Genomic DNA, 21,741 nt, shown 5'->3' with positions numbered 1-21,741 from the left:
CTAAAGCGCTACCGATTTTGGTGTGAAAACCACGTTTAAACCTAAAGCTGCAGCAATTTTATTGATAGTTTCAAAACGCGGTTTGCTCTCGCCGGAAAGGGTCTTATACAGGCTTTCGCGTGCTAACCCGGTGTCTTTTGCCAGTTGGGTTATCCCTCTGGCGCGCGCAACATTTTTAAGCGCTAAAATAAATTCCTCTTCCGAACCGTTTGTCAGCGCATCGGTGAGATAAATCGCAATGGTTTCTTCATCAGTGAAATATTCAGCGGCATCAAATTCAGTAAATTGCATGCTTTTTCTCCTGTCTATAATCTGCCCAAAGTTGTTTAGCGCGTGCAATATCTTGCTGTTGCGTGCTTTTATCGCCACCGATAATCAGCAAGTAAGTGATTTTACCTTCTTGTGTATAGTAATTCGGTAGCCTTTGCCGGTGTCAATCCGCATTTCAAAAATGCCGCTGCCTAAGGATTTATAATCGCCGAAATTGCCAAGTTTGGCTCGGTCTAAATGGCGGCTAATCAGCGCCACAGCTGTTTTATCCTTGAGTTGTGCGAACCATTTTTTAAACAATTCGCTTTGTAAAATCATATTCATCGATTTTCAATTCCTATTGATTGTAATCTGTAGATTACATTATGACAAGAGTTAAATAATAGTAATAACCGATTGCCAAAATGAGAAATTTCGAGCTTACGGTTTTTTTTCTTGCCGTCTTTTGCCACTGATTTTTCTTTCGATCCCGATCGCAAAATTGAAATTTCTTTTTTAAACCGCACTTGACGAATTAATGGCATAATAGCGGCTTGATTTATTATTTAGGATCACTTATGCGTTTTTACCGCCAGCTACAGCCGTTCAAGATCATCAGTTTTGATTTGGATGATACCTTATATGATAACCATGCCGTGATTATGGAAGCGGAAACGCAGTTTTTAGCGGTGTTGCAACGTTTGGCATTACCGCACTTGCCGGCTGAGCTGTTGAAAGAGCGTTGGCGTGAGGTGAAAAGTGCGGTTGCGCTGGCTGATCCGTTGTTGAGCGAAGATGTGGTGCGGTGGCGGATCACCGCACTTGAATGGTTGTTACGGCAAAGTGCGGTTTCCGCCGATAAGATTGAGCCGATTATCACGCAGGTGATGGCGCATTTCGTGCATTGGCGACATCAAATTAGCGTGCCGTCACAGAGTTTGGAAATCCTAAATTATTTGGCACAGCGTTATCCGCTGGCGGCGATCACCAACGGCAATGTTGATCCGCAAAAAATCGGCTTGGATCACTTCAGCTTATGTTTACGCGGTGGCGAACACGGCAGGGCAAAACCGCACTTCGATCTGTTTGAGCAGACGGCACGCTACTTTAACGTGCGGTCAGAGCAGATTTTACATATCGGCGATAATCTGCAAACCGATGTACAAGGTGCGATTCAGGCCGGTTGTCAGGCGGTTTGGCTCAATCTCACGGACGATCATCTGCATTCAAACCCACAGAGCCGTAACTTGCCGACGCTGGAATTAACCGATTTGAGCCAGTTGCTACGCTTGGCGTGAGCAAGCCTTACGGTTGCACAACAGTAAACCGGCGATAATCAATAAGCTGCTGATTAAATGGTAAACCCGAATCGGTTCGCGCAACACCAAAATACTCAACACCGCCGCAAACAGCGGCACGGCGTTGGTGAAACTTGCGCCTTTTGCCGAGCCGACCACACTAATGCCGTAGTTCCAAAACACATAGGATAAAATCGACGGAAACAGAATCAGATAGGCGATAATGCCCCATTGCGCGGCATTTAATTCGGCATAAACCGCACTTTGCCCTTGTGCAACGGCAAACAAATAGACCGGCGTGAACAGCAGCATGCCCAAAGTAACCAGCGCAGTAACAAACGCAGCGTTGCCCAGTTGCGGCGGTTTCAGGCGCACAATCGCGCAGTACAGTGCCCAACTCAATGCCGAGCCAATCGCCCACAGATCACCGATATTGATATTCAACCGCAGAATATTACTCGGTTCGCCTTGCACCAAAAGATACAACACACCGGCAAAACTTAACAAGGCACCGAGTAACATGCGGGTTTCGATCGGATCGCGAAACAGCAAACGGTTGAGCAATAAGGTTGCCATCGGCACGGCGGCAAGGTAAATGCTGGCGTTGAGCGCGGTGGTGGTGAGCAAGCCTTGATAGAGAAAAACCGGAAAGAAAATAATGCCTAACACGCCAAGTGCGGTCAGCAGCAACCAGTAACGGCGCAGTAACGGCAGGCTGGCTTGCACTTGACGGCGAAACAGGAGCAACAAAATCAGCGCCGCCGGAAACCAACGGCTGAAATTCAGTACAATCGGCGAAATCTCGCTGCTAATGATTTTGCCGAACATAAAATTGCCGCCCCAAAACAGCGCGGCAAATAACAAGCCTAAATAGCCGTACAACACCTTAACGCTGTCCCCGTTCGACGATAATTCCAACTGCCGCCGCTTGCGCCACCGCACTTGGCTTGCTGAGTTTCAACTTCAGCCACGGAATGGCAAAGCGCTGTTGTAACTGTTCGGCAACCTGATACGCGACGGTTTCAATCAGCAAAAACGGCTTGCTACTGACATAATCCGAAATAAATTGGCTGACGTCGGCATAATTTAAACAATATTGCACATTGTCAGTCGCCGCCGCTCGGCTGCTGTCCCATGCCATTTCCAGATCAAACACCAGTTTCTGTTTAATCTGCTGCTCCCAATCGTAAACGCCGATGGTGGCGAACACAGTTAATTTTTCAATAAAAATGGTATCGTACATTTTTTTGCTCATTTTGCTCATTTTGCTCATTTTGCTCATTTTGCTCGAAATAGAAAATTTAACGCAGATTATGCCACCAATTTTGGGTACAATGAATGGCATTCTGCATTTTATTGTCGATTTTACGAGGTCGCTATGAGCCTGTTTGCGGTTTTTTATATGATTTTTGCCTATTTAATCGGATCGATTTCCAGTGCAATTCTGATTTCACGCCTTGCCGGATTGCCCGATCCGCGCACCGCCGGTTCGGGCAATCCCGGGGCGACCAATGTGTTGCGCAACGGCGGAAAATGGGCGGCGGCAGCGGTGTTGTTATTCGACCTGTTGAAAGGGATGTTGCCGGTTTGGGCGGGGTATTATTTAAATCTGACCCAATTTGAACTGGGCATGGTGGCGCTTGCCGCCTGTTTGGGGCACTGTTTTCCGATCTTTTTCGGCTTCAAAGGCGGCAAAGGCGTTGCCACCGCGTTCGGGGCAATTGCGCCAATCGCATGGGGAGTCGCCGGCAGCATGTTCGGCACTTGGTTGTTGGTGTTTTTAATCAGCGGCTACTCCTCCCTCAGCGCCATCATCACCGCACTTTTAGTGCCGTTATATGTTTATCTGTTCAAACCGGAATTCACTTTTCCGGTTGCCTTGGTTTGCTGTTTGTTAATCTACCGCCACCACGAAAATATCCAACGCCTGTGGCGCGGGCAAGAAGGGAAGATGTGGGATAAGTTTAAGCGGAAGTGATTTTGGCGATTTTTCTTATCACTATCGCTTTTTTGTCTTGCGGCGGTTGCATTTTATCAATTGGCAACTCTCAATTCAGCAAATGATAAATCGGTAAACAAGCGGCGGCGAGTGAAATGCTTTCGATGTTATTGTCGGGGCAATATAAAATCGGTTTAGGTTTGTTCGGCGGATCTTGGTAGAGCGGCGATTGTTTGATTTTGGCGATGATTTTGTCGCTCAATGCCGGCGGTAGCAGTCCGGTGATAACGATCACTTCCGGATCGAGCCAGTAAAGAACCGATTGAATGACCAATTGCAGCTGCTCACAGACACGCTGTAGCCACTGTTCGATAATCGGGTGTTGTGTGGCGATTAATTCATCCAATTGTTCGAGCGGCAAATCGGCGGCGCGCAAGGTTTTTTTCAAATCTTTCCAGGTCGGGCGCTGATCGCCGCTCGGGAAAAACGCGCCGATTTCACCGGCATTGCCGAAGCCGCCTTTGGTCAGTTTGCCTTGCGTGATGATACCGGCGCCCAAACCGTAATCAATGCTGATTACGGTCATATCTTTGATTTTATTCCAGTTGCCGGAATAAAATTCGCCGATTGCACTGACGTTAGTATTGTTTTCCACCCATGTCGGCAGTCCCAGTTGTTGTTCGAAGATCGCAGATAAATCCGGTTTGTGTTGCAGCACCGGCAGCCAAGGGGAAGAGCGTGATCCGTCTGCCAGCAGATAGCCGGGCACGGCATAGCCTATGCCCAGAATACGTGCGGTGGTCAGAAATTTCTTTTCCAATAAGGTGAAAACCGCACTTTTGATCTGCCGCACGATTTGTTCGAAGTGATCAGCGTTTTGGTATTTTTCGCTGTAGGTCGCCAGTTTTTTGCCGCAGAGATCGACAATCGATACATCGAAATACTCTTCGGAAAAAGATACGCCGACAGAACAACAGCCGGTCGGATTCAGTTCTAAATGGTACGACGGCAAACCGCGTTTACCGACAATTTTATCTCCCTCTTTGATTAACCCTGAAAACATCAGTTCACGGCAATATTGGGTGACGGCGCCGGGCGTTAAACCGGAAAGCTGGCTTAATTCGGCACGGGACGGCGAATATTGACGGATTAAATTGAGTAATAATTTTTGGCTGGGACGTAAATCAAAGCTGAAATAAGCGGTTTTAGACATGGTGATCCGATCATTGGTTAAAAGGGGATAACGCATTATCCCCTATTCTGCGGCAGGATTCTAGTGAGAAACCACTTCTTTGGTGAAGCCGAGCACTTGTGCTTTCGCCCAATCGGCGGAGAACCCGACGATGTCTTTTTTGCCTGATTCGCTGCTTAACGGGCGCACGCCGAAATGTCCGCTCAATTTTTGTTGGGTTTCAGGCGATGTTACCCATTGGGTGAACAGCAATGACGCAGCCGGATGCGGCGCATTTTTGGCTACGATAACGGCATTGCCGCCGCCCAACATGCCGAACTCCGGCACATAAAATTGCAGCCGTTTGGTGATTGCGCCTTGCTGTTGCAGGCTGAACAGGTGATCTTGCCATGCGGCAACCAGGTTTAATTCGCCGTCGTTCAAACGGGTCAGGCTGTCGGCGTTTGACGACGTGCGGGTCATGTTGGCGCTATTGTCTCTAAACCACTGCCAGGCCGCCTGCCATTTTTTGACTTGTTCGTTATCCACATTCGGCTGTTGGTAATCATAGTCGCCGGAGGTGTAAACAATCGCGCGTTGGATAAAGGCATTGCCCGAACCGCCGCCGTTTGGATCGGAATAACCGAATTTTTTCGGATTATTTTGGATATAGGCTTCCATTTGCTGCCAAGTTTGCGGCAACTCTTCCGCTTTCACCCGTAATGGATCATACGCCAGACCGGTTTGGTTGCCCCAAAAGCCGATGGCGTTGTTGCCCAGATCCACGCCTTGCAAATAGTGGTTAAGCTTGTCAAAGTGCGGTAAGCCGCTGAGATCGGTGGCAACATCAAAATTATTGACGATATTGACCCGATCGGCAGAGATGGCGATGATGTCCATTTTGCCCGGGGTCAGATTTTTCTCGGCAATCAGCTTATTGACGTTACCGTCCAGCGTACCTTCGGGAATCCGCACTTTGATGCCGTATTGCCGTTCAAAGTCTTTGACGACGCTACGCCAAGCCGGTTGCAGATACCAAACGCTGAACGTCACTTCGCCTTCTTGTTTGGCAAGGGTTTCGATTTCCGCCCACGATTTTCCGGCGAGCGAATCAGCATGGGATACGCTGGCCAGTGCTAAGGTTGAAACGGCTAAACCCAGTTGAGTCATTTTTTTTAAATAACGCATATATAGCTCCTTTTTATGGATAAAAACGGTGAATGACCATCAGCCTTTACCGCCGGATTGTGAAAGGTAGTTGCCTTTCAGCAATTTTTCGATAATCAACAATAAAATAATATTCGGAATCAACAGGATTAACGACACTACCGCTGCGTTCGGGCGCACAAACGAATAACCCAAGAACGAATACAGAATCGTCGGTACCGTGATGAAATCAGGCGATCCGATGACGAATGAAATGGAAAACTCTTCGATACTTTTTACCAGACAGAAAATAATCGAGGCGAGAAAACTCGGTTTTAACATCGGTAAATACACGTCTTTAAACGTGGTGATACGTGACGCACCCAAGTCACGGCTGGCGTCGATCAAATCCTGCGGCACGGAGGAAAAACCGGCGGACAAAATACGGATCGCATAGGGCAAGGTCATCACGGTGTGCCCGATGACAATACCGACAAACGGGCTGCGAATCTCTAAATCGATCAACACCGCACTGAAAAATAGCGCGATAATCATGCCGGGGATCACCAAAGGGATCAGGGTCAGCATTTCGGCGATTTTTTTACCACGGAAATCCATACGTCCGAAAGCGTAAGCCGTCGGCAAAGCCAGCGCAATTGCCAACGCGGAAACGGCGGGTGCGATGGTGTAACTGTTCAGCATGGCTTCCGGCAGGGCGGTATTTTCCCAAACCTCGAACCAGCGGGCGAACGAAAGCGATTGCGGCAATATATCCGGATAGCTCCATGGGTGCTCCGGATCGACCAGCGACCATAACCCCGCCATCAGCAACGGAATCACCAGCCAAACCACGTTGACGAGAATAAAAAAGGTCAAAGAAATGTTGGCAATCAGTCTGCCGTTTTTGGTTTTAACTTGGCTCATTTGATGTCTCCCCGTTTGGTTGCCAGCGGACGGATAAGGACGGAAATCAAGATAGTGAAGAAGGCGGAAGTCAGCATAATCATCATGGCGATCACCGCACTTTGATTCCATTCTTCAAATTGGTAAGCGGTCATTTGCATGAGCCGTGCCAACGAATAGGTGCTGCGCGGTCCGGCAATGGTATAGAAAGCGAAGTCGCCCAATGCGCCGATAAAAATTAATACGAACGCCACTTGCACCGCGCCCAACGTCATCGGAAAAATGACATAACGGAAACGCTGCCACGCATTCGAACCGAGATTGGCGGCAGCATCGAGCAGATCGTTTTTTAGCCCGTTGACCGCACCGCCGATCAGAATCAGCGCAAACGGAATGTTTTTCCACATCTGTAAAATCACCACGCCCCAGCCGAATTCATCATTTTGCAGCGATTTGGGTTCGTCCCAGATACCCAGCCACACCAGCGATTCGTTCAGAATGCCGTGATAGGAAATCACGTTGATAAACAGAAATGCCGCAACCAAACCCGGCACCAGCATTGGCGCCCGCAAAATAGTGATAATAACGACTTTGCCCGCAATCGGTCTGCGCAGCCACATGGCGATGGGGTAGGACACGATAATCGAGAAAATCGCCCCGAGCAGCGAAACCTTAACCGAATACGTCAGCGATTTTTGAAAGGTAGAATCCGCCAGTACGATACGCCAGAATTCGAGGGTAAAGTGCGGTTCGGCATTGTTGATGTTGTGTAGCCCGAAACTTTGCGCCACCACAATATAGAAGGTCGATCCCATCAACAATAAAATCGTGCCTAAACCGCTGCCGAGCAGCAACCACGCTTTGAGATCGTTACGGATATTTTTCATGAGACCGCCTCCAAAAAGTGAATTGCCGTGCGCGGCAGGCGAAAATCCAGCTTGGTTTTGCCTTGGATTTGCAAGAAGTTTTTTACTTGCAACCGCACTTTTTGACTCTCTGTGCCGCGTTCGATTTGCGCTTGGATTTCGGTTAAATTGCCCATGAATGCGGTTTGCAGAATGTCGGCGCTAAAGCGGTTTTCCGCCGTCGAATCCGTGCAAAGTTCCGCATCTTCGGGACGGAAACAGATATAAATCCACTCGGCTTGCGGCGTGATCTCCGATTCGACGATAAAATCACCGAATACCGAACTGACCTGATACAATTGTTCGCCGCAAGACCGCACTTTGGCGCGGGTGATGTTGGCAACGCCGATAAAATCGGCGACAAACCGGTTTTTCGGGCGGTAATAAATCTCTTCCGGTGTGCCGATTTGTTCGATATTGCCTTTGTTCAACACAATGATTTTGTCTGACATCGCCAGCGCCTCCGCTTGGTCGTGGGTGACGTAAATACTGGTCAAATTATATTGGCGGGAAAGTTGTTTGATTTCAAAACGCACACTTTCACGCAGCTTGGCATCGAGGTTTGATAGCGGTTCATCGAATAGAATGACGTCGGGGCGGGTGACCATCGCGCGGGCTAAAGCGACCCGTTGCTGTTGTCCGCCGGAAAGCTGACCGGGCAATTTCAGGCGGTGCAGTTCCAAATCCATCTGTTTCAGCGCCAGATCCAAACGGTTTTTTTGTTCCGCAGCGGCGATTTTGCGCTGTTGCAAGCCATAGCAAATATTGTGCGCCACATTCAAATGGGGAAACAGGGCATAGGATTGAAAGCACATCGCCGTGTTGCGTTTTTCCGGCGGCACATTGTTGACGTTTTTGCCGTCGATCAGGATTTCACCGGCGTCCGGCACATGAAAACCGGCAATCAGTTTCAGCAACGAGGTTTTGCCGCAGCCGCTCGGACCGAGCAGGGTAACGAATTCCCCCTCGTTAGCGGTAAACGAAATATTGTTTGCCGCATAATAATCCCCAAATTTTTTGGTGATTTTGTTAATCGTCAAAGTTGCCATACATTCCTCCATTAAGAAATCAGTAAGCCGGACGGCTTGGTTGCTGCGATAATACAGGACAAATATGACAGTTTCATTACGATTTAAAAAATAAACTCAAATTTTTATTTAATTTGTGATTTCGATCGCATTTATCTGGTATATTGCTACTAATTTGTTTTCAATTATTTGATAATTAAATTCAAATATGAGTGATAGACTAAGTGAGGAAAAAATGGGTTTTAATTTTATTGTTGCCGATCAAGGCATTATTTTAGCCAACAGCCACCGCGGATACAGTTCGCGTTATCCGGAAAATACCATGCCGGCGTTCGAAGCGGCACTGGCGGCGGGAACGCACACGGTGGAGTTGGATGTGCACATGACCAAAGACGAAAAGTTGGTGGTCCATCATGATTTCACCATTGATCGGGTTTCGACCGGCAGCGGTTATATTGAGCAGATGACGTTGGCGGAGTTGCAACAGTATGACTATGGGGTTAAATTCGGCACTGAATTTGCCGGTACTAAATTGCCCGAGCTGCGCGAAGTGCTGTTATGGGCGGTGGCAAACAATGTCGGACTGGTATTGGAAGTGAAGCAAAAACAGCACCATCAACGTTGCGCCGAAGTGCTGGCGGCATTGTTGTTGGAAACCGAAGCGCTGGATAATGTTTTGTTGTTGGCGTTCGATCACGTTCTGATCAACCGTGTTAAAACGATTGTGCCGCAGGTGAAATTGCAAGTGGTGACACTGGCACGTTATAACAAGCAATTGGAGGCGGTTTTAGCCTCAAATGCCGATAGCGTGTGTGTCGAATACCATTATATTCACCGTGACGATTTGATCGCCTATAAAAAAGCCGGTTTATCGGTGCGTTTATATCTGCACGAATCGCCGCCTGAGATGGAAATCACTCAAGTCTATAATCAAAAATACGGTTTTGATGTGGAAAGCGAAATTATCGGCTGGCTGCGCGAAGGGCTGATTGATATGCTCAGCCATGATGATATTCCGTATTTATGCAAGCTGATTGAAAAAGCGGGTAAAAACTATTATTAGCTTTCAAAAAAGCGGTTGCGAAACGGGGGAATATATCCCCCTTTCTACGCTTTATTCCTGTTCCATTTTCTTGATAATCACCGCATAGGTAAGCAGTGAAATGCCGTTGGAGATCAGTTCGATCGCCAGCAGCAAACCGAGCAGCATTGCGGCGGCGTTCGGCAGATTGGCGAAGATAACGATGGAAATCAGGATCGAAAGCAAGCCGGAAAACATCACGAAGCCGAAGAACGGAGTGGCACGCAGGCGCCATGACGCCAACAATTTGGCGCCGCCGATTAACAGCAATAAAATCGAAATCGTGGCGGTGAGCGAAAACAAGGTCTCAAGCGGATTAGTCAACATTACCAAACCGACCAGCAAGCCGATTACGCCGGACAACATCACCCAAGAGAGACGCTGGGTTTTCCATGCCGAGTAGATTTGAATCAAGCCGATCACGATAAAAATCCACGAAATCAATTGTTCTACCGCAATACTGGCGGCGAACGGATTGATAATCGCAAATAGCCCGAACAGGATTGAAATACAACCGATTATTAACCAAGTGTGCCAATTTTTCATCATCATTTCCTTTTTCGTTTAATCAAATCATTAAATTAGCTGGAAGTTAACGGCGGAAGCTCCGTCATATTCCAACGCGGGCGCACGTCAATGCGCAAATCCGATTGCTGACCGCTCTTTAAGCGTAAAAATCCGGCGTAAGCAATCATTGCGCCGTTGTCGGTGCAAAATTGCGGTTGCGGATAAAATACTTCCCCGCCGATTTGCCGCATTAATTCGGCTAATCCGTGGCGAAGTGCGGTATTGGCGCTGACGCCGCCGGCGATCACCAAGCGTTTTAAGCCGCTTTGTTGCAAGGCGCGGCGGCATTTGATCATTAGGGTATCGACCACAGCTTCTTGAAAGGCGAAAGCAATATCGGCACGGGTTTGTTCGTCATTCGGATTGTTTGCAATGGTGTTGGCGGCAAAGGTTTTTAAGCCCGAGAAACTGAAATCCAAGCCCGGACGATCGGTCATCGGGCGCGGAAATTTAAACCGCACGTTGCCTTTTTGCGCCAATTTTGCCAATGCCGCGCCGCCAGGATAATCCAAACCAAGCAACTTAGCCGTTTTGTCGAAGGCTTCACCGGCGGCATCGTCGATGGATTCGCCCAATAACTGATATTGCCCAACGCCATCGACTTGCACCAACTGGGTATGTCCGCCGGAGACCAATAATGCGATAAACGGAAAGCCAGGCGGATTGCTTTCCAACATCGGCGCGAGCAAGTGCCCTTCCATGTGATGTACGCCCAACGCCGGCACATTCCAGGCATACGCCAACGAACGGGCGATGGTTGCACCGACCAACAACGCCCCGACCAAACCCGGTCCGGCGGTGTACGCCACGCCGTCAATCTCGGCGGCGGTCAGGTTGGCTTCTTTTAATGCGGCTTGAATCAGCGGCGCGGTTTTGCGGATATGATCGCGCGAGGCAAGTTCCGGCACGACCCCGCCGTAATCGGCGTGCAGCGCAATTTGCGTGTATAATTGGTTGGCGATCAAGCCGTGCCGTTCATCGTAAATCGCAACGCCGGTTTCATCGCAGGAGGTTTCAATGCCTAAAATCCGCATTTTTTTGTTCCTGTGGTCTAATGTATTGGAATAAGCGATTATTCTACTATGCCGCGATTTCTATGCAACCTTTCTCTCTTTCCGCGAGGCTAAGCAGCGGGCAAATTTTTAGCAAAAAAGCAAACTTTGCTTTGACTTTTACCCGTCTTTTGCATTAGAATTGCAAACCTTTATATAGTCCTGTCGCTTTAATTGCGGCAATTACGTTAAAATAACAAAGTTCCTTTGAGGTGAATGGCACATGCCTGTAATTAAAGTACGTGAAAACGAATCCTTTGACGTTGCATTACGTCGTTTCAAACGTTCATGCGAAAAAGCCGGTATCTTAGCCGAAGTTCGCAGCCGTGAATTCTATGAAAAGCCAACAACAATCCGTAAACGTGAAAAAGCGTCCGCGCAAAAACGTCATGCGAAAAAATTGGCTCGTGAAAACGCACGTCACACTCGTTTATACTAATTTTCAGCTTGCGACCGCACTTGGCGGTTGAATGCTAAAATTCGATAGAACCGTGATCCCTCAGGCTTCACGGTTTTATTCTATATGCTTTCTTCCTTTTTATCGATTTCTGTTTCGTTGCTGAATAAGCCCTTATCACGGAGCAATTGCATTATATGAAAGGACTAATCCCCAGAACCTTTATTGACGATTTGCTGGCGCGCACCGATATTGTCGAGTTGGTCAATACACGGGTCAAGCTGAAAAAAGCCGGACGGGATTACCAAGCCTGCTGTCCTTTTCATCATGAGAAGACGCCTTCTTTTACTGTCAGTCAAAATAAACAATTTTATCACTGCTTCGGTTGCGGTGCCCACGGCAATGCCATCAGCTTTTTGATGGAATATGACAAGTTGGAATTTGTCGAGGCGGTAGAAGAACTGGCGGCAATCTACGGTTTGGACGTGCCGCGTGAGCAGGGCAAAGCCGAGCAGGGCGGTACGCACTTAACTTATCAAAGTAAGCGCGATCTCCACCAATTAATGCAAGCAATCGCCGATTTTTATCAGCACAATCTGCAAGCGGATATTCCGGCGCAAGCCTATGTGGAAAAGCGCGGACTGTCGCCAGAGGTGGTGCGGCGTTACCAAATCGGTTTTGTGCCGAACAGCATGGATTCGGTGTTGCGCAAATTCGCCAAAAGCAAAGATACCGAGCAGCAGTTGCTCGACAGCGGAATGTTGTCGAAAAATGATCGCGGCAATATTTATGATCGTTTTCGCAACCGTTTAATGTTTCCGATTCGCGATAAGCGCGGGCGGGTGATCGCCTTCGGCGGGCGCGTGTTGGGTGATGAAAAGCCGAAATACCTTAACTCACCGGAAACCGCTATTTACCATAAAGGCAACGAGCTGTACGGGTTATACGAAGCCTTGCAAGACAATGCCGAACCGGAATTTCTGCTGGTGGTGGAAGGCTACATGGACGTGGTGGCGTTGGCGCAATTCGGTGTAAATAATGCGGTTGCCGCATTAGGCACGGCGACCACCGGGGAGCAGATTTATCAGTTGTTCCGCAGTTGCGAACAGATTGTCTGCTGTTACGACGGCGACCGTGCCGGGCGCGAGGCGGCGTGGCGCGCGTTGGAAAATGCGTTACCGCACTTGCAAGACGGGCGGCAGCTCAAATTCGTATTTTTGCCCGACGGCGAAGATCCCGATTCCTATATCCGCCAAGTCGGCAAAGACGCGTTTTTACAGTTTGTCGCGCAAGCCAAAAGCTTGAATGAATTTCTGTTTGAACATTTATTGGCGCAGGTGGATCTCACCAGTAAAGAAGGCAAGGCGAAACTGGCGGCGTTGAGCGAGCCGTTGATTCAAAAAATTCCGGGCAAATTGCTGCGCACCTATTTGGTGGAAATGTTGGGTAGCAAATTGGGGATTTTAGATCCGAACCAGCTACAGAAATTATTGGCGGCGCCGGAACATCAGGCAAAACCGCACTTTAGGCAGCCCAAAATCAAACAAACGCCAATGCGCTTGTTGATTGCGCTGTTATTACAAAATCCGAAATTGGTGGAGCTGATCCCTGATATTGAATCGCTACAGGCATTGCAAGATCCCGGTTTTCAACTGTTTTACGAACTGGCGAATTTGTGCAGGGAGCGGGTGGGGCTGACCACCGGGCAGATTTTGGAACATTGGCGCGGAAAAGAAAACAGCCGACACCTTGAAATGTTGGCATTGTGGGATCATTTAATCAATGACGAAAACGTCGAAAAAACCTTTACCGATAATCTCAGTTATCTGTATAACCAATTAATTGAAAAACGTATGGAACTGCTAATTGCCAAAGATCGCAACCACAGTTTGAGTCTCGACGAGAAAAAAGAGTTGGCGCAATTGCTGTTGGCAAGCAAATAAATCCATTGGGTAAGCTTCGGCGGTTATGTTATAATAGCACGCTGTAATTTGCCTTTTAACCTTAATAATCAATAAGTGCGGGTGTCTAACTTATGGAGCAAACCTCTAAATCTCAACTAAAATTACTAATTGCTCAGGGAAAAGAACAGGGTTATCTGACCTTTGCCGAGGTGAACGATCACCTGCCTGAAGAATTGGTCGATGCCGAGCAGATTGAAGATATTATTCAAATGATCAACGACATGGGGATTCAGGTGTTGGAAACCGCCCCTGACGCCGATGATTTGATGTTGAATGAAACCATCGCCGATGAAGACGCCGTGGAAGAAGCGACCCAAGTGCTGTCCAGCGTGGAAGCCGAATTGGGGCGCACCACCGACCCGGTGCGGATGTATATGCGCGAAATGGGCAGCGTGGAATTGCTGACCCGCGAAGGCGAAATCGATATTGCCAAACGCATTGAAGAAGGCATTAACGAAGTGCAAAGTGCGGTTGCGGAATATCCGGAAGCGATCACCTCGTTATTGGAACAGTACGACCAAGTAGAAGCCGGTACCATCCGCTTGACTGATTTGATCACCGGTTTTGTGGATTTAAACGATATTGTGGCAGAAGAAGCGGCTGAAATAGATGAATTTGCCGAGGTGGACGAGGACGGCGCTGCCGACGTTGCCGATTTGGATGACGACGAGGAAGAAGCCGAAAGTGACGATAGCGGCGATAGCGATGACTCTGATAACAGCATTGACCCGGAATTTGCCCGTCAAAAATTCACCGAATTAAAAGAACATTACAGCGTGACGCTGGAAGTAATCCGCAAACATGGGCGAACCAGTAAAAAAGCCAAAGAGCATATTGCGGTGTTGTCGGAAGTATTCCAACAATTCCGCTTGGTGCCGAAACAATTCGACAGTTTGGTTTTGTTAATGCGCGGCATGTTAAAACGAATCCGTACCGAAGAGCGCCAATTGCGCCGTTTGGTCAGCGACTACAGCAAAGTGCCGAGCACGCACTTCCCGAAAGGCTTCATCGGACACGAAACCAGCGACGCATGGTTAGTGAAAGCGTTAAGCGCAGGCAAACCGTGGTCGGAAAAATTACAGAACTACGAGCCGGAAATCCGTGAGATTATCGGGCGTTTCGAAGTAATCGAAAAAGACAGCAGCTTGTCAGTGGCGCAAATCCGTGAAATCGGCGAACGTATTTCACAGGGCGAATTGAAAGCCCGCCGTGCCAAAAAAGAGATGGTGGAAGCCAACTTACGTTTGGTGATTTCGATTGCGAAAAAATACACCAACCGCGGTCTGCAATTCTTGGATTTGATTCAAGAGGGCAATATCGGTTTGATGAAAGCGGTGGATAAATTCGAATACCGTCGCGGTTACAAATTCTCGACCTATGCCACGTGGTGGATTCGTCAGGCGATCACCCGTTCGATCGCCGATCAGGCGCGTACTATCCGTATCCCGGTGCATATGATTGAAACCATTAACAAACTCAACCGTATTTCGCGCCAAATGCTGCAAGAAATGGGGCGTGATGCCACGCCGGAAGAGTTGGCGGAACGCATGAACATGCCGGAAGATAAAATCCGCAAAGTGCTGAAAATCGCCAAAGAGCCGATTTCAATGGAAACCCCGATCGGCGACGATGACGATTCGCATTTAGGCGACTTTATCGAAGACAGCACCCTTGAGCTGCCGTTGGATTCCGCCACAGCGGAAAGCCTGAAAATGGCAACCCAAGAAGTGTTGGACGGTTTGACCCCGCGTGAAGCGAAAGTATTGAGAATGCGTTTCGGTATTGACATGAACACCGATCACACCTTGGAAGAAGTGGGCAAACAATTTGACGTCACCCGTGAACGGATTCGTCAAATCGAAGCCAAAGCCCTGCGCAAACTGCGCCACCCGAGCCGTTCGGAAAACCTGAAAAGTTTCTTGGATGAATAAAAAGCATTGATTTAAAAAGAAAAAGTGCGGTAATTCGAGAGAAATACCGCACTTTTTGTTATAGCAGACAAAGGCTGCCTATAAAAACCATACGCTATGCGTATGGAATCAAAGAGCTGGCATAGTAGAAAAAATCCTCCGATATAATGAACAAGGCTGACAACCAAAATTCAAGATATAGGAGGATATGCCAATAGCAAGTAAATCCAATGACGGTTCAAGTCTATCACATACAAGATGGAACTGTAAGTATCACATAGTCTTTACCCCTAACTATTGAATAAATAGCGGATTTGGCGAGCGGGATAGTTAAACCTCACTTTGGGAATCGATCTGAGATTGATCAAACCTCAAAGTGCGGTTTTATTTTATCCGTTCGATACTAACCACGGTTGCTGTTTTTCATAATCCGCTCTTTGGCGCGTTGCCATTCGCGGTCTTGGATGGTATCACGTTTATCGTGTTGTTTTTTACCTTTCGCCAAACCAATTTTGATTTTCGCCCAGGCATTTTTCCAATATAACGATAAGGCGACGATGGTGTAACCGTCGCGGTTGGCTTTACCGAACAGGCTTGCCAACTCGCGTTTGCTTAACAACAGTTTGCGTGTGCGGGTCGGATCGGCGACAACATGGGTTGAGGCAACATTTAACGGGGTAATCATTGCGCCGAACAGATAGGCTTCGCCGTTTTTAAAAATCACATAGCTGTCGCTGATATTGGCTTTACCGGCACGCATGGATTTCACTTCCCAACCTTGCAGGGATAGTCCGGCTTCGATTTCGTCCTCGATAAAATAATCGTGGCGCGCCCGTTTATTCAGGGCAATGGTATTCGAGCCGACTTTTGCTTTTTTCTTAGTCATAATAATTCGTTTTTTAATGCTTCGAAGTCATAAATTTTTCAAATAGGACGAAATTGTATCAATAAGCTGCCCAACTAGAAAGCGAAAGCGGGAAAATTACAGCGGAAATAAAAAATTTTCGTTTATTTTGATACGGATTTGTTATGCTATGCGATATTTAACCAGCAATAGTTAAAGGTGCAGTTATGCCTATCCAACAAAGATTGGTGAATGCGCGCGGTGAGCGGATTGCCGTGGTGGCGGGGTTGCGCACGCCGTTTGTACGCCGTAATTCGGGATTTAAAGCGTGTTATGCCACCGACTTGGGCATTATGGTGACGAACGAGCTGTTAAACCGTTTGCCGCTTGATCGTAGCGTGGTCGATAAATTTATTTTCGGACAGGTGATTCAGCAGCCGGATGTGCCGAATTTGGCGCGCGAAATCGCCTTGGCTCTGTCAATGCCGCACACGCAAGCGTATACCTTGAGCAGCTCTTGTATCACCGGGTTGCAAGCGGTGGCGAATGTGTGTAACGGGATTATCAGCGGTTCGATTTCTTGCGGGCTTGCCGGGGGGGCGGATTCGATTTCCAATGCGCCGTTCAGTTTGAAACCGAAAGTGATTCGCACCTTGCGCGATATTTGGCGCACCTCCAGCTACAGTCGCAAATGGAATCTGTTTAAACGCCTGTCACGCCAAGATTTGAAACTGCAACAAGTCAATTTACGCGACGCAATGACCAACTATTCGTTGGGCGATATTTCCGAACAGATGGCGCAGAATTTTGCCTTGAGCCGCGGACAATTGGATCAATACAGCGCCCGTTCCCACCAACTTGCGGAACTGGCGTGGCAACAGGGACTGATGAGCGAACAGGTGATGTTGTCCCATCCGGCGCCTTACCGTCATTATGTGGCAAGGGATAATATGATCAGCGCACGGATTGACGCGGACTATTACAACCACTTCAAACCATTGCAGGCGGGATCGCATAATGCGGTGACGGCTTGGAGCGTATCCGAGCCGGCGGACGGTGCGGCTGCGGTGTTATTAATGCGAGAAGAATTAGTCGAGCAGTACCAGTTGAAACCGCTTGGTTATATCCGTAGTTTTGCGCTGACCGGCAACGATGTTTGGCATAATATGTTATTGGGCGCAACCCATGCCTCCGCCAAAGCATTGGCGTGGGCGAATATGGAGTTGAGCGATATTGATCTGATCGATATGCACGAATCTTCGGCGGCGCAAATTTTGGCGAATCTACACCTGTTCGAGTCAAAACGGTTTGCACAAAAACAGTTACAGCGTGATACCGCACTTGGCAGTGTGGATATGGATAAATTTAACGTGTTGGGCGGCTCGTTGGCATATGGCTCCCCGCGGGCGATTACCAGTTTGCGCGTCTTGATTCAAACCTTGCACCAGTTACAGCGGCAAGGCGGTGAAACCGCTTTGATCGCCTCAAGCGGGTTGGGCGGGCTAGGTGCGGCAATGGTGTTGGAACGGGAATAGTTGAGGTATGGAAATGCAAGCAGATAATCAAAATGACGCAAGATTTGACTATCAGGGCGAACAGCATACCGAGCTGTTCAAACTCAGTTTTTATCAGCGCGATATTGCGGTCATCACCCTGAATGTGACGGCAAAAAAACAAAATTGGCTGAATCAGGAAGCGGTTTATTACCTTAATGCGTTGTTGGCACAATTATCGAATTGGCCGTTGCGCGGATTGGTGTTTATTTCCGGCAAGGAAAACAGTTTTGTACAGGGATTCGGTCTGACCGGTTTGGAACAAAAAAGCCGTGACGAATTATACGATTTTGCACAACAGAGCCAAGAATTACTGCAGAAAATAAAAAAACTCTCTTTCCCGGCGGTGTGCGCAGTGCAGGGCACTTGTTTCGGCTTAGGGCTGGAGCTGGCATTAGCCTGCGACTACCGCTTAGCCGCCGATGATTTGGAAACCCGTTTTTCGATGCCGCAGGTGAAATCCGGGCTGTTGCCGTTTGCCGGCGGTTGCCATCTGTTAGCGCAACAAATCGGGTTGAAAGCCGGCTTATTAATGTTGCTATCCGGCAATAAGATCAGCGCCCGTGACGCGCTGGCAAAAAATTTGCTGGATGAAATTGTCCCGCGTGCCATGTTATTTCAAATCGCTTGCCGTTATATCCGCGGCGAGGCGATGTCCGCCAGCCAAAAGGTGAAAAGCGGTTATCATCACTTAACCGGTTATTTCACGGGTAAAAGCGAAAGCATTCCGTGGCTGCGCCGCCATATCATCGAACAGGTCGAACAACAAATCTGGCTGAAATCGTTTGATCATTATCCGGCAACCAAAGCGATTTTGGATTTATTCAAACGGCAGCAACAAGATGTGCCAAGTGCGGTCAGAGAAAGCTTTGTCACCCTGTTCCATGATAAAACCTCAGCAATGTTACGGAAAATGGAACGCACCAACCGCGAAATGCGCCATCAATACCATGATTTGCAAAGCGACGGCAAAATTAAAAAAGTGGCGGTGTTGGGCAGCGGTTTCATGGGCGCGGGTATCGCTTATATTACAGCCGCCCGCGCCGGTTTGCCGGTGCGGATTAAAGACATTAATCCGGACGGCGTACAGAAAGCCTTGCGTTTAAGCTATCTGTTGTTGCAAAAAGAAGTGGAGCAGGGGCATTTGCCTTACGGAAAATTACGCCAGAAAATCTATCTGATCAGCGGCGGCGAACGTTTTATCGGTAAACAAACCGCCGATATCGTGATTGAAGCGGTGTACGAAGATTTGCAGCTGAAACAGAATTTGATCGAAGAAAGCGAAAACTATTATGATCAGAATACGATTTTTGCCAGCAATACCTTAACGTTGCCGATTGCGGCAATTGCTTCGAAAGCCCGGCGGCCGCAAAACGTCATCGGCGTACATTATTTCACGCCGGTCAGCCAGCGGCGGATGGTGGAGATCGTGCCGCATCCGACCACCTCGCCGCAAACCATTGCCAAAGCCATCAGTTTAGTGATTGAGCAAGGGCAAGTCCCGTTATTGGTGAAAGATTCGCCCGGCTTTTTTATCAATAGGATTATGATTCCCTATCTGTTGGAAGCCTTTTATTGTGTGCTGGACGGCGAAGCGGTCGGTACGATTGATCGCGCCTTACAGGAATTCGGCTTTAAGTGCGGTCCGTTGGCAATGATTGATGAAATGGGCTTGGATATTTTGGTAAAAGCGTTGCCGAGTTTGCAACGGGCGTTTGGCGAACGTTTCGCCCCGCCGCCGAAAGTGGATTATTTGCTGAGAAATGAACGCAAAGGGCGCAAAAACCGGCGTGGTTTTTATCTCTATCATTCACGCAGCGGCGATCGCACCCAAGTGGATAAAAGCGTTTACCAAGTATTGGAAGTCATTGCCGAAAATAATCTTGAACCGGAGCAGATCGTACGCCGTTGTCTTTTGATGTTATTAAACGAAGCGGCATATTGTGCGCAAGAAGGGGTGATCACCAATCTGGATGAAGGCAATGTGGCTTCGGTTTTAGGCATGTTTTTCCCGGAATTTCGCGGCGGTATTTATGCCTACATCGACGACATCGGCGCAGAGACTATCGTAGCCGAATTGGAATTGCTGCAACGGCAGCACGGCGAACGTTTCCGCCCTTGTGAGTGGTTGCGGCAGCGAGCCGAACAGGCTAACTCCGCACAAGAAACCGCTTAAACCGCACTTGGTAAGGAGTGAAACTATGGTGAGTGACAAACGTTGGGATTTTTACGCCGGATTTTATAATCCGTTACTACGTTTGGCGGCGGCACCACGACGCCAAGTTTTTGCCCGTCTTGCGTTGAATGAGCCGCAGCGGATCTATTTGGCTGGCTGTGGCAGCGGTTTGGATTTGGCGTATTTGCCTAAAGGTAGTCAGGTGCACGCGGTTGATTTTTCCGAAGCAATGTTGGCAAAGTGCGAGCAACAGGCGAAACAATTGGAAAAGCAAGGGCATAAATTGGAACTCACGCTGCAACAACGGCAGGCGGAACTTTCCGGCTTACCCGACAACAGTATGGATTTGGTGATTCTGCATTTGATTCTGGCAGTCACCGACGATCCGCAAGGGCTGCTGGCGGAAGCGGTGCGGGTGCTGAAACCAAACGGCATAATATCGGTTTGGGATAAATTTGTCCCGCCGGAAAAAGATGTCGGTGTACTGCGTAAAGTGGCGGATTATGTCAGCCGCAAACTCGGCACAACCCTGTTGTTACAGATTGATCCCTTGCTACAACCGCATTCATTGGCGATAATGCAGCGGTACGGTTTATTGCATGGGCAAATGCAACATTTGATATTACGAAAGATAGGACAAGAGTGAGATGAATTCGGTGGCAATTGTCGGCTTAGGCTGGCTGGGTTTTCCGTTGGCGAAACATTTACAACGGGTCGGTTGGGAAGTCAAGGGCAGCAAACGCAGCCATGACGGCGCGGAAAGTATGCGTTTGAATGGCTTTGAGGCATATTTCCTGCAACTGACCCCAGAGCTTGACATCGATCCGGATGATTTGCACGCCCTGTTGGATGTCGATACTTTGATTATCAATATTCCGCCGAGCCAGTATTTTTTCGATACCCGCAGTTATGTCGAGGGGGTGAAAAATTTAGTGAATGAGGCGTTACTGCACGGGGTTCAACATTTGTTGTTTATCAGTTCCACTTCGGTTTTTCCGCAGCGGCACGGCGAATTTGATGAAGAAAGTGCGGTTGAGCCACAATCAGATGTGGGACGGGCGTTGTATGAAATTGAAAATTGGCTGTTACAATTAAATGATGTCGATTGTGATATTTTGCGCTTGTCGGGCTTAATCGGTATCGATCGCCATCCGGTAAGCCGATTGGCGGGCAGAAGTGCGGTCAAAGGCGGTAATCAACCGGTGAATTTGGTTCATCAAACCGATTGTATTTTGGCAATTCAGTTATTGCTGGAAACGCGCGGACATAAACGTCTGTACCATTTGAGTGCGCCGCAGCACCCTAACCGTGCCGATTATTACCGCAAAATGGCGCAAGTGCTGGATTTAGAACCGCCGCAATTTGAGCAGGACGAAGCCGATTTGCAACGGCTTGTACACGGCAATAAAATTGTACAAGAACTCGGTTTTGAATACCGTTATCCTGATCCGTACCAAATGCTGCCGCAAGCCGAGCAGTATTTTCATCAGGAATAGGATCTCGATTTGATCATGATTTTCCTCCGTCGATATACAACAATATTATGATAATTTAAGAT

22 protein-coding genes and 1 pseudogene are annotated in these 21,741 nt (G+C 48.3%); 11 read left to right on the top strand and 12 right to left on the bottom strand.

Features of this window, described 5'->3' with window-relative positions; translation table 11 throughout:
* On the bottom strand, positions 1-291 hold the full coding sequence (locus ACWA5Z_RS13030; protein WP_431054247.1) for an addiction module antidote protein: 291 nt from the start codon (positions 289-291) through the stop codon (positions 1-3).
* Positions 292-375: 84 nt separating this feature from the next.
* Positions 376-594: a type II toxin-antitoxin system RelE/ParE family toxin gene (locus ACWA5Z_RS13025; RefSeq protein WP_431053048.1), complete on the bottom strand. Its 219-nt coding sequence runs from the start codon at positions 592-594 to the stop codon at positions 376-378.
* A gap of 233 nt (positions 595-827) precedes the next feature.
* On the opposite strand from ACWA5Z_RS13025, the gene ACWA5Z_RS13020 reads away from it, so the two are divergent.
* Positions 828-1,547 carry an HAD-IA family hydrolase gene (locus ACWA5Z_RS13020; RefSeq protein ID WP_431053046.1) on the top strand — a complete coding sequence of 240 codons (720 nt, stop codon included), beginning with the start codon at positions 828-830 and terminating at the stop codon, positions 1,545-1,547.
* Here the strand turns inward: ACWA5Z_RS13020 and ACWA5Z_RS13015 are convergent.
* Complete coding sequence (locus ACWA5Z_RS13015; RefSeq protein ID WP_431054246.1) at positions 1,533-2,432, bottom strand: DMT family transporter; 900 nt, start codon at positions 2,430-2,432, stop codon at positions 1,533-1,535. The two genes, ACWA5Z_RS13020 and ACWA5Z_RS13015, sit on opposite strands and share 15 nt — an antisense overlap.
* Position 2,433: 1 nt before the next feature.
* Positions 2,434-2,790, bottom strand: coding sequence for a dihydroneopterin aldolase (folB, locus tag ACWA5Z_RS13010; protein ID WP_431054245.1), 357 nt, complete (start codon positions 2,788-2,790; stop codon positions 2,434-2,436).
* A gap of 135 nt (positions 2,791-2,925) precedes the next feature.
* On the opposite strand from folB, the gene plsY reads away from it, so the two are divergent.
* Positions 2,926-3,525 (top strand): glycerol-3-phosphate 1-O-acyltransferase PlsY, encoded by a 600-nt coding sequence (gene plsY / locus ACWA5Z_RS13005; RefSeq protein WP_431053044.1) that lies wholly within the window; start codon positions 2,926-2,928, stop codon positions 3,523-3,525.
* 70 nt (positions 3,526-3,595) lie between these two features.
* Here the strand turns inward: plsY and ACWA5Z_RS13000 are convergent, their stop codons facing one another.
* From ACWA5Z_RS13000 to ACWA5Z_RS12980, 5 genes are read right to left on the bottom strand one after another with little or no spacing between them, the layout of a single operon-like run.
* On the bottom strand, positions 3,596-4,735 hold the full coding sequence (locus ACWA5Z_RS13000; RefSeq protein ID WP_431053042.1) for an ROK family protein: 1,140 nt from the start codon (positions 4,733-4,735) through the stop codon (positions 3,596-3,598).
* A 24-nt stretch (positions 4,736-4,759) separates the two neighbouring features.
* Positions 4,760-5,845, bottom strand: a complete 1,086-nt coding sequence (locus ACWA5Z_RS12995; protein ID WP_431053040.1) for an extracellular solute-binding protein — start codon at positions 5,843-5,845, stop codon at positions 4,760-4,762.
* A 39-nt stretch (positions 5,846-5,884) separates the two neighbouring features.
* Entirely contained in the window at positions 5,885-6,727 is an 843-nt protein-coding gene (locus ACWA5Z_RS12990) for an ABC transporter permease (protein WP_431053038.1), read from the bottom strand.
* Positions 6,724-7,593 (bottom strand): ABC transporter permease, encoded by an 870-nt coding sequence (locus ACWA5Z_RS12985; RefSeq protein ID WP_431053036.1) that lies wholly within the window; start codon positions 7,591-7,593, stop codon positions 6,724-6,726. Before ACWA5Z_RS12985 ends, ACWA5Z_RS12990 begins: the two co-directional genes overlap by 4 nt.
* On the bottom strand, positions 7,590-8,660 hold the full coding sequence (locus tag ACWA5Z_RS12980; RefSeq protein WP_431053034.1) for an ABC transporter ATP-binding protein: 1,071 nt from the start codon (positions 8,658-8,660) through the stop codon (positions 7,590-7,592). Before ACWA5Z_RS12980 ends, ACWA5Z_RS12985 begins: the two co-directional genes overlap by 4 nt.
* Before the next feature lie 214 nt (positions 8,661-8,874).
* Between ACWA5Z_RS12980 and ACWA5Z_RS12975 the strand changes: the two genes are divergently transcribed.
* Positions 8,875-9,702 (top strand): glycerophosphodiester phosphodiesterase, encoded by an 828-nt coding sequence (locus tag ACWA5Z_RS12975; RefSeq protein WP_431053032.1) that lies wholly within the window; start codon positions 8,875-8,877, stop codon positions 9,700-9,702.
* 51 nt (positions 9,703-9,753) lie between these two features.
* Here ACWA5Z_RS12975 and ACWA5Z_RS12970 read toward each other — a convergent pair whose 3' ends face one another.
* Entirely contained in the window at positions 9,754-10,272 is a 519-nt protein-coding gene (locus tag ACWA5Z_RS12970) for an HdeD family acid-resistance protein (protein WP_431053030.1), read from the bottom strand.
* Between the two features lie 29 nt (positions 10,273-10,301).
* Entirely contained in the window at positions 10,302-11,321 is a 1,020-nt protein-coding gene (gene tsaD, locus ACWA5Z_RS12965) for a tRNA (adenosine(37)-N6)-threonylcarbamoyltransferase complex transferase subunit TsaD (protein ID WP_431053028.1), read from the bottom strand.
* Positions 11,322-11,562: 241 nt separating this feature from the next.
* On the opposite strand from tsaD, the gene rpsU reads away from it, so the two are divergent.
* The 4 genes and pseudogenes from rpsU to ACWA5Z_RS12945 form a co-directional block, all read left to right on the top strand.
* Positions 11,563-11,778 carry a 30S ribosomal protein S21 gene (gene rpsU / locus ACWA5Z_RS12960; RefSeq protein WP_034614227.1) on the top strand — a complete coding sequence of 72 codons (216 nt, stop codon included), beginning with the start codon at positions 11,563-11,565 and terminating at the stop codon, positions 11,776-11,778.
* A gap of 155 nt (positions 11,779-11,933) precedes the next feature.
* Positions 11,934-13,679 (top strand): DNA primase, encoded by a 1,746-nt coding sequence (gene dnaG / locus ACWA5Z_RS12955; RefSeq protein WP_431053025.1) that lies wholly within the window; start codon positions 11,934-11,936, stop codon positions 13,677-13,679.
* Between the two features lie 92 nt (positions 13,680-13,771).
* Complete coding sequence (gene rpoD / locus ACWA5Z_RS12950; protein ID WP_431053023.1) at positions 13,772-15,631, top strand: RNA polymerase sigma factor RpoD; 1,860 nt, start codon at positions 13,772-13,774, stop codon at positions 15,629-15,631.
* Between the two features lie 193 nt (positions 15,632-15,824).
* Positions 15,825-15,908: pseudogene (locus ACWA5Z_RS12945) on the top strand (IS200/IS605 family transposase); the annotation flags it as partial.
* 105 nt (positions 15,909-16,013) lie between these two features.
* Here the strand turns inward: ACWA5Z_RS12945 and smpB are convergent.
* Entirely contained in the window at positions 16,014-16,496 is a 483-nt protein-coding gene (gene smpB / locus ACWA5Z_RS12940) for an SsrA-binding protein SmpB (RefSeq protein ID WP_431053021.1), read from the bottom strand.
* A 185-nt stretch (positions 16,497-16,681) separates the two neighbouring features.
* On the opposite strand from smpB, the gene ACWA5Z_RS12935 reads away from it, so the two are divergent.
* Genes ACWA5Z_RS12935 through ACWA5Z_RS12920 form a run of 4 tightly spaced genes read left to right on the top strand, consistent with a single transcriptional unit; the run spans position 16,682 to position 21,679 of the window.
* A complete protein-coding gene (locus ACWA5Z_RS12935) occupies positions 16,682-17,989 on the top strand; it encodes an acetyl-CoA C-acyltransferase (RefSeq protein WP_431053019.1) in 1,308 nt (435 codons plus the stop codon).
* A 13-nt stretch (positions 17,990-18,002) separates the two neighbouring features.
* Complete coding sequence (locus ACWA5Z_RS12930; RefSeq protein ID WP_431053017.1) at positions 18,003-20,183, top strand: 3-hydroxyacyl-CoA dehydrogenase NAD-binding domain-containing protein; 2,181 nt, start codon at positions 18,003-18,005, stop codon at positions 20,181-20,183.
* 25 nt (positions 20,184-20,208) lie between these two features.
* Positions 20,209-20,829 (top strand): class I SAM-dependent methyltransferase, encoded by a 621-nt coding sequence (locus ACWA5Z_RS12925; protein ID WP_431053015.1) that lies wholly within the window; start codon positions 20,209-20,211, stop codon positions 20,827-20,829.
* Between the two features lies 1 nt (position 20,830).
* On the top strand, positions 20,831-21,679 hold the full coding sequence (locus tag ACWA5Z_RS12920) for an SDR family oxidoreductase (protein ID WP_431053013.1): 849 nt from the start codon (positions 20,831-20,833) through the stop codon (positions 21,677-21,679).
* Positions 21,680-21,741: the final 62 nt, after the last annotated feature.

This window comes from Testudinibacter sp. P80/BLE/0925, assembly GCF_053570785.1.
This window is presented reverse-complemented; position numbering and strand designations above follow the sequence as displayed.

Coding starts and splice junctions, on each gene's coding strand:
- ACWA5Z_RS13030 (WP_431054247.1), bottom strand. CDS start 291: ATGCAATTTACTGAATTTGATGCCGCTGAATATTTCACTGATGAAGAA.
- ACWA5Z_RS13025 (WP_431053048.1), bottom strand. CDS start 594: ATGAATATGATTTTACAAAGCGAATTGTTTAAAAAATGGTTCGCACAA.
- ACWA5Z_RS13020 (WP_431053046.1), top strand. CDS start 828: ATGCGTTTTTACCGCCAGCTACAGCCGTTCAAGATCATCAGTTTTGAT.
- folB (WP_431054245.1), bottom strand. CDS start 2,790: ATGTACGATACCATTTTTATTGAAAAATTAACTGTGTTCGCCACCATC.
- plsY (WP_431053044.1), top strand. CDS start 2,926: ATGAGCCTGTTTGCGGTTTTTTATATGATTTTTGCCTATTTAATCGGA.
- ACWA5Z_RS13000 (WP_431053042.1), bottom strand. CDS start 4,735: ATGCGTTATCCCCTTTTAACCAATGATCGGATCACCATGTCTAAAACC.
- ACWA5Z_RS12995 (WP_431053040.1), bottom strand. CDS start 5,845: ATGCGTTATTTAAAAAAAATGACTCAACTGGGTTTAGCCGTTTCAACC.
- ACWA5Z_RS12990 (WP_431053038.1), bottom strand. CDS start 6,727: ATGAGCCAAGTTAAAACCAAAAACGGCAGACTGATTGCCAACATTTCT.
- ACWA5Z_RS12985 (WP_431053036.1), bottom strand. CDS start 7,593: ATGAAAAATATCCGTAACGATCTCAAAGCGTGGTTGCTGCTCGGCAGC.
- ACWA5Z_RS12980 (WP_431053034.1), bottom strand. CDS start 8,660: ATGGCAACTTTGACGATTAACAAAATCACCAAAAAATTTGGGGATTAT.
- ACWA5Z_RS12975 (WP_431053032.1), top strand. CDS start 8,875: ATGGGTTTTAATTTTATTGTTGCCGATCAAGGCATTATTTTAGCCAAC.
- ACWA5Z_RS12970 (WP_431053030.1), bottom strand. CDS start 10,272: ATGATGATGAAAAATTGGCACACTTGGTTAATAATCGGTTGTATTTCA.
- tsaD (WP_431053028.1), bottom strand. CDS start 11,321: ATGCGGATTTTAGGCATTGAAACCTCCTGCGATGAAACCGGCGTTGCG.
- rpsU (WP_034614227.1), top strand. CDS start 11,563: ATGCCTGTAATTAAAGTACGTGAAAACGAATCCTTTGACGTTGCATTA.
- dnaG (WP_431053025.1), top strand. CDS start 11,934: ATGAAAGGACTAATCCCCAGAACCTTTATTGACGATTTGCTGGCGCGC.
- rpoD (WP_431053023.1), top strand. CDS start 13,772: ATGGAGCAAACCTCTAAATCTCAACTAAAATTACTAATTGCTCAGGGA.
- smpB (WP_431053021.1), bottom strand. CDS start 16,496: ATGACTAAGAAAAAAGCAAAAGTCGGCTCGAATACCATTGCCCTGAAT.
- ACWA5Z_RS12935 (WP_431053019.1), top strand. CDS start 16,682: ATGCCTATCCAACAAAGATTGGTGAATGCGCGCGGTGAGCGGATTGCC.
- ACWA5Z_RS12930 (WP_431053017.1), top strand. CDS start 18,003: ATGCAAGCAGATAATCAAAATGACGCAAGATTTGACTATCAGGGCGAA.
- ACWA5Z_RS12925 (WP_431053015.1), top strand. CDS start 20,209: ATGGTGAGTGACAAACGTTGGGATTTTTACGCCGGATTTTATAATCCG.
- ACWA5Z_RS12920 (WP_431053013.1), top strand. CDS start 20,831: ATGAATTCGGTGGCAATTGTCGGCTTAGGCTGGCTGGGTTTTCCGTTG.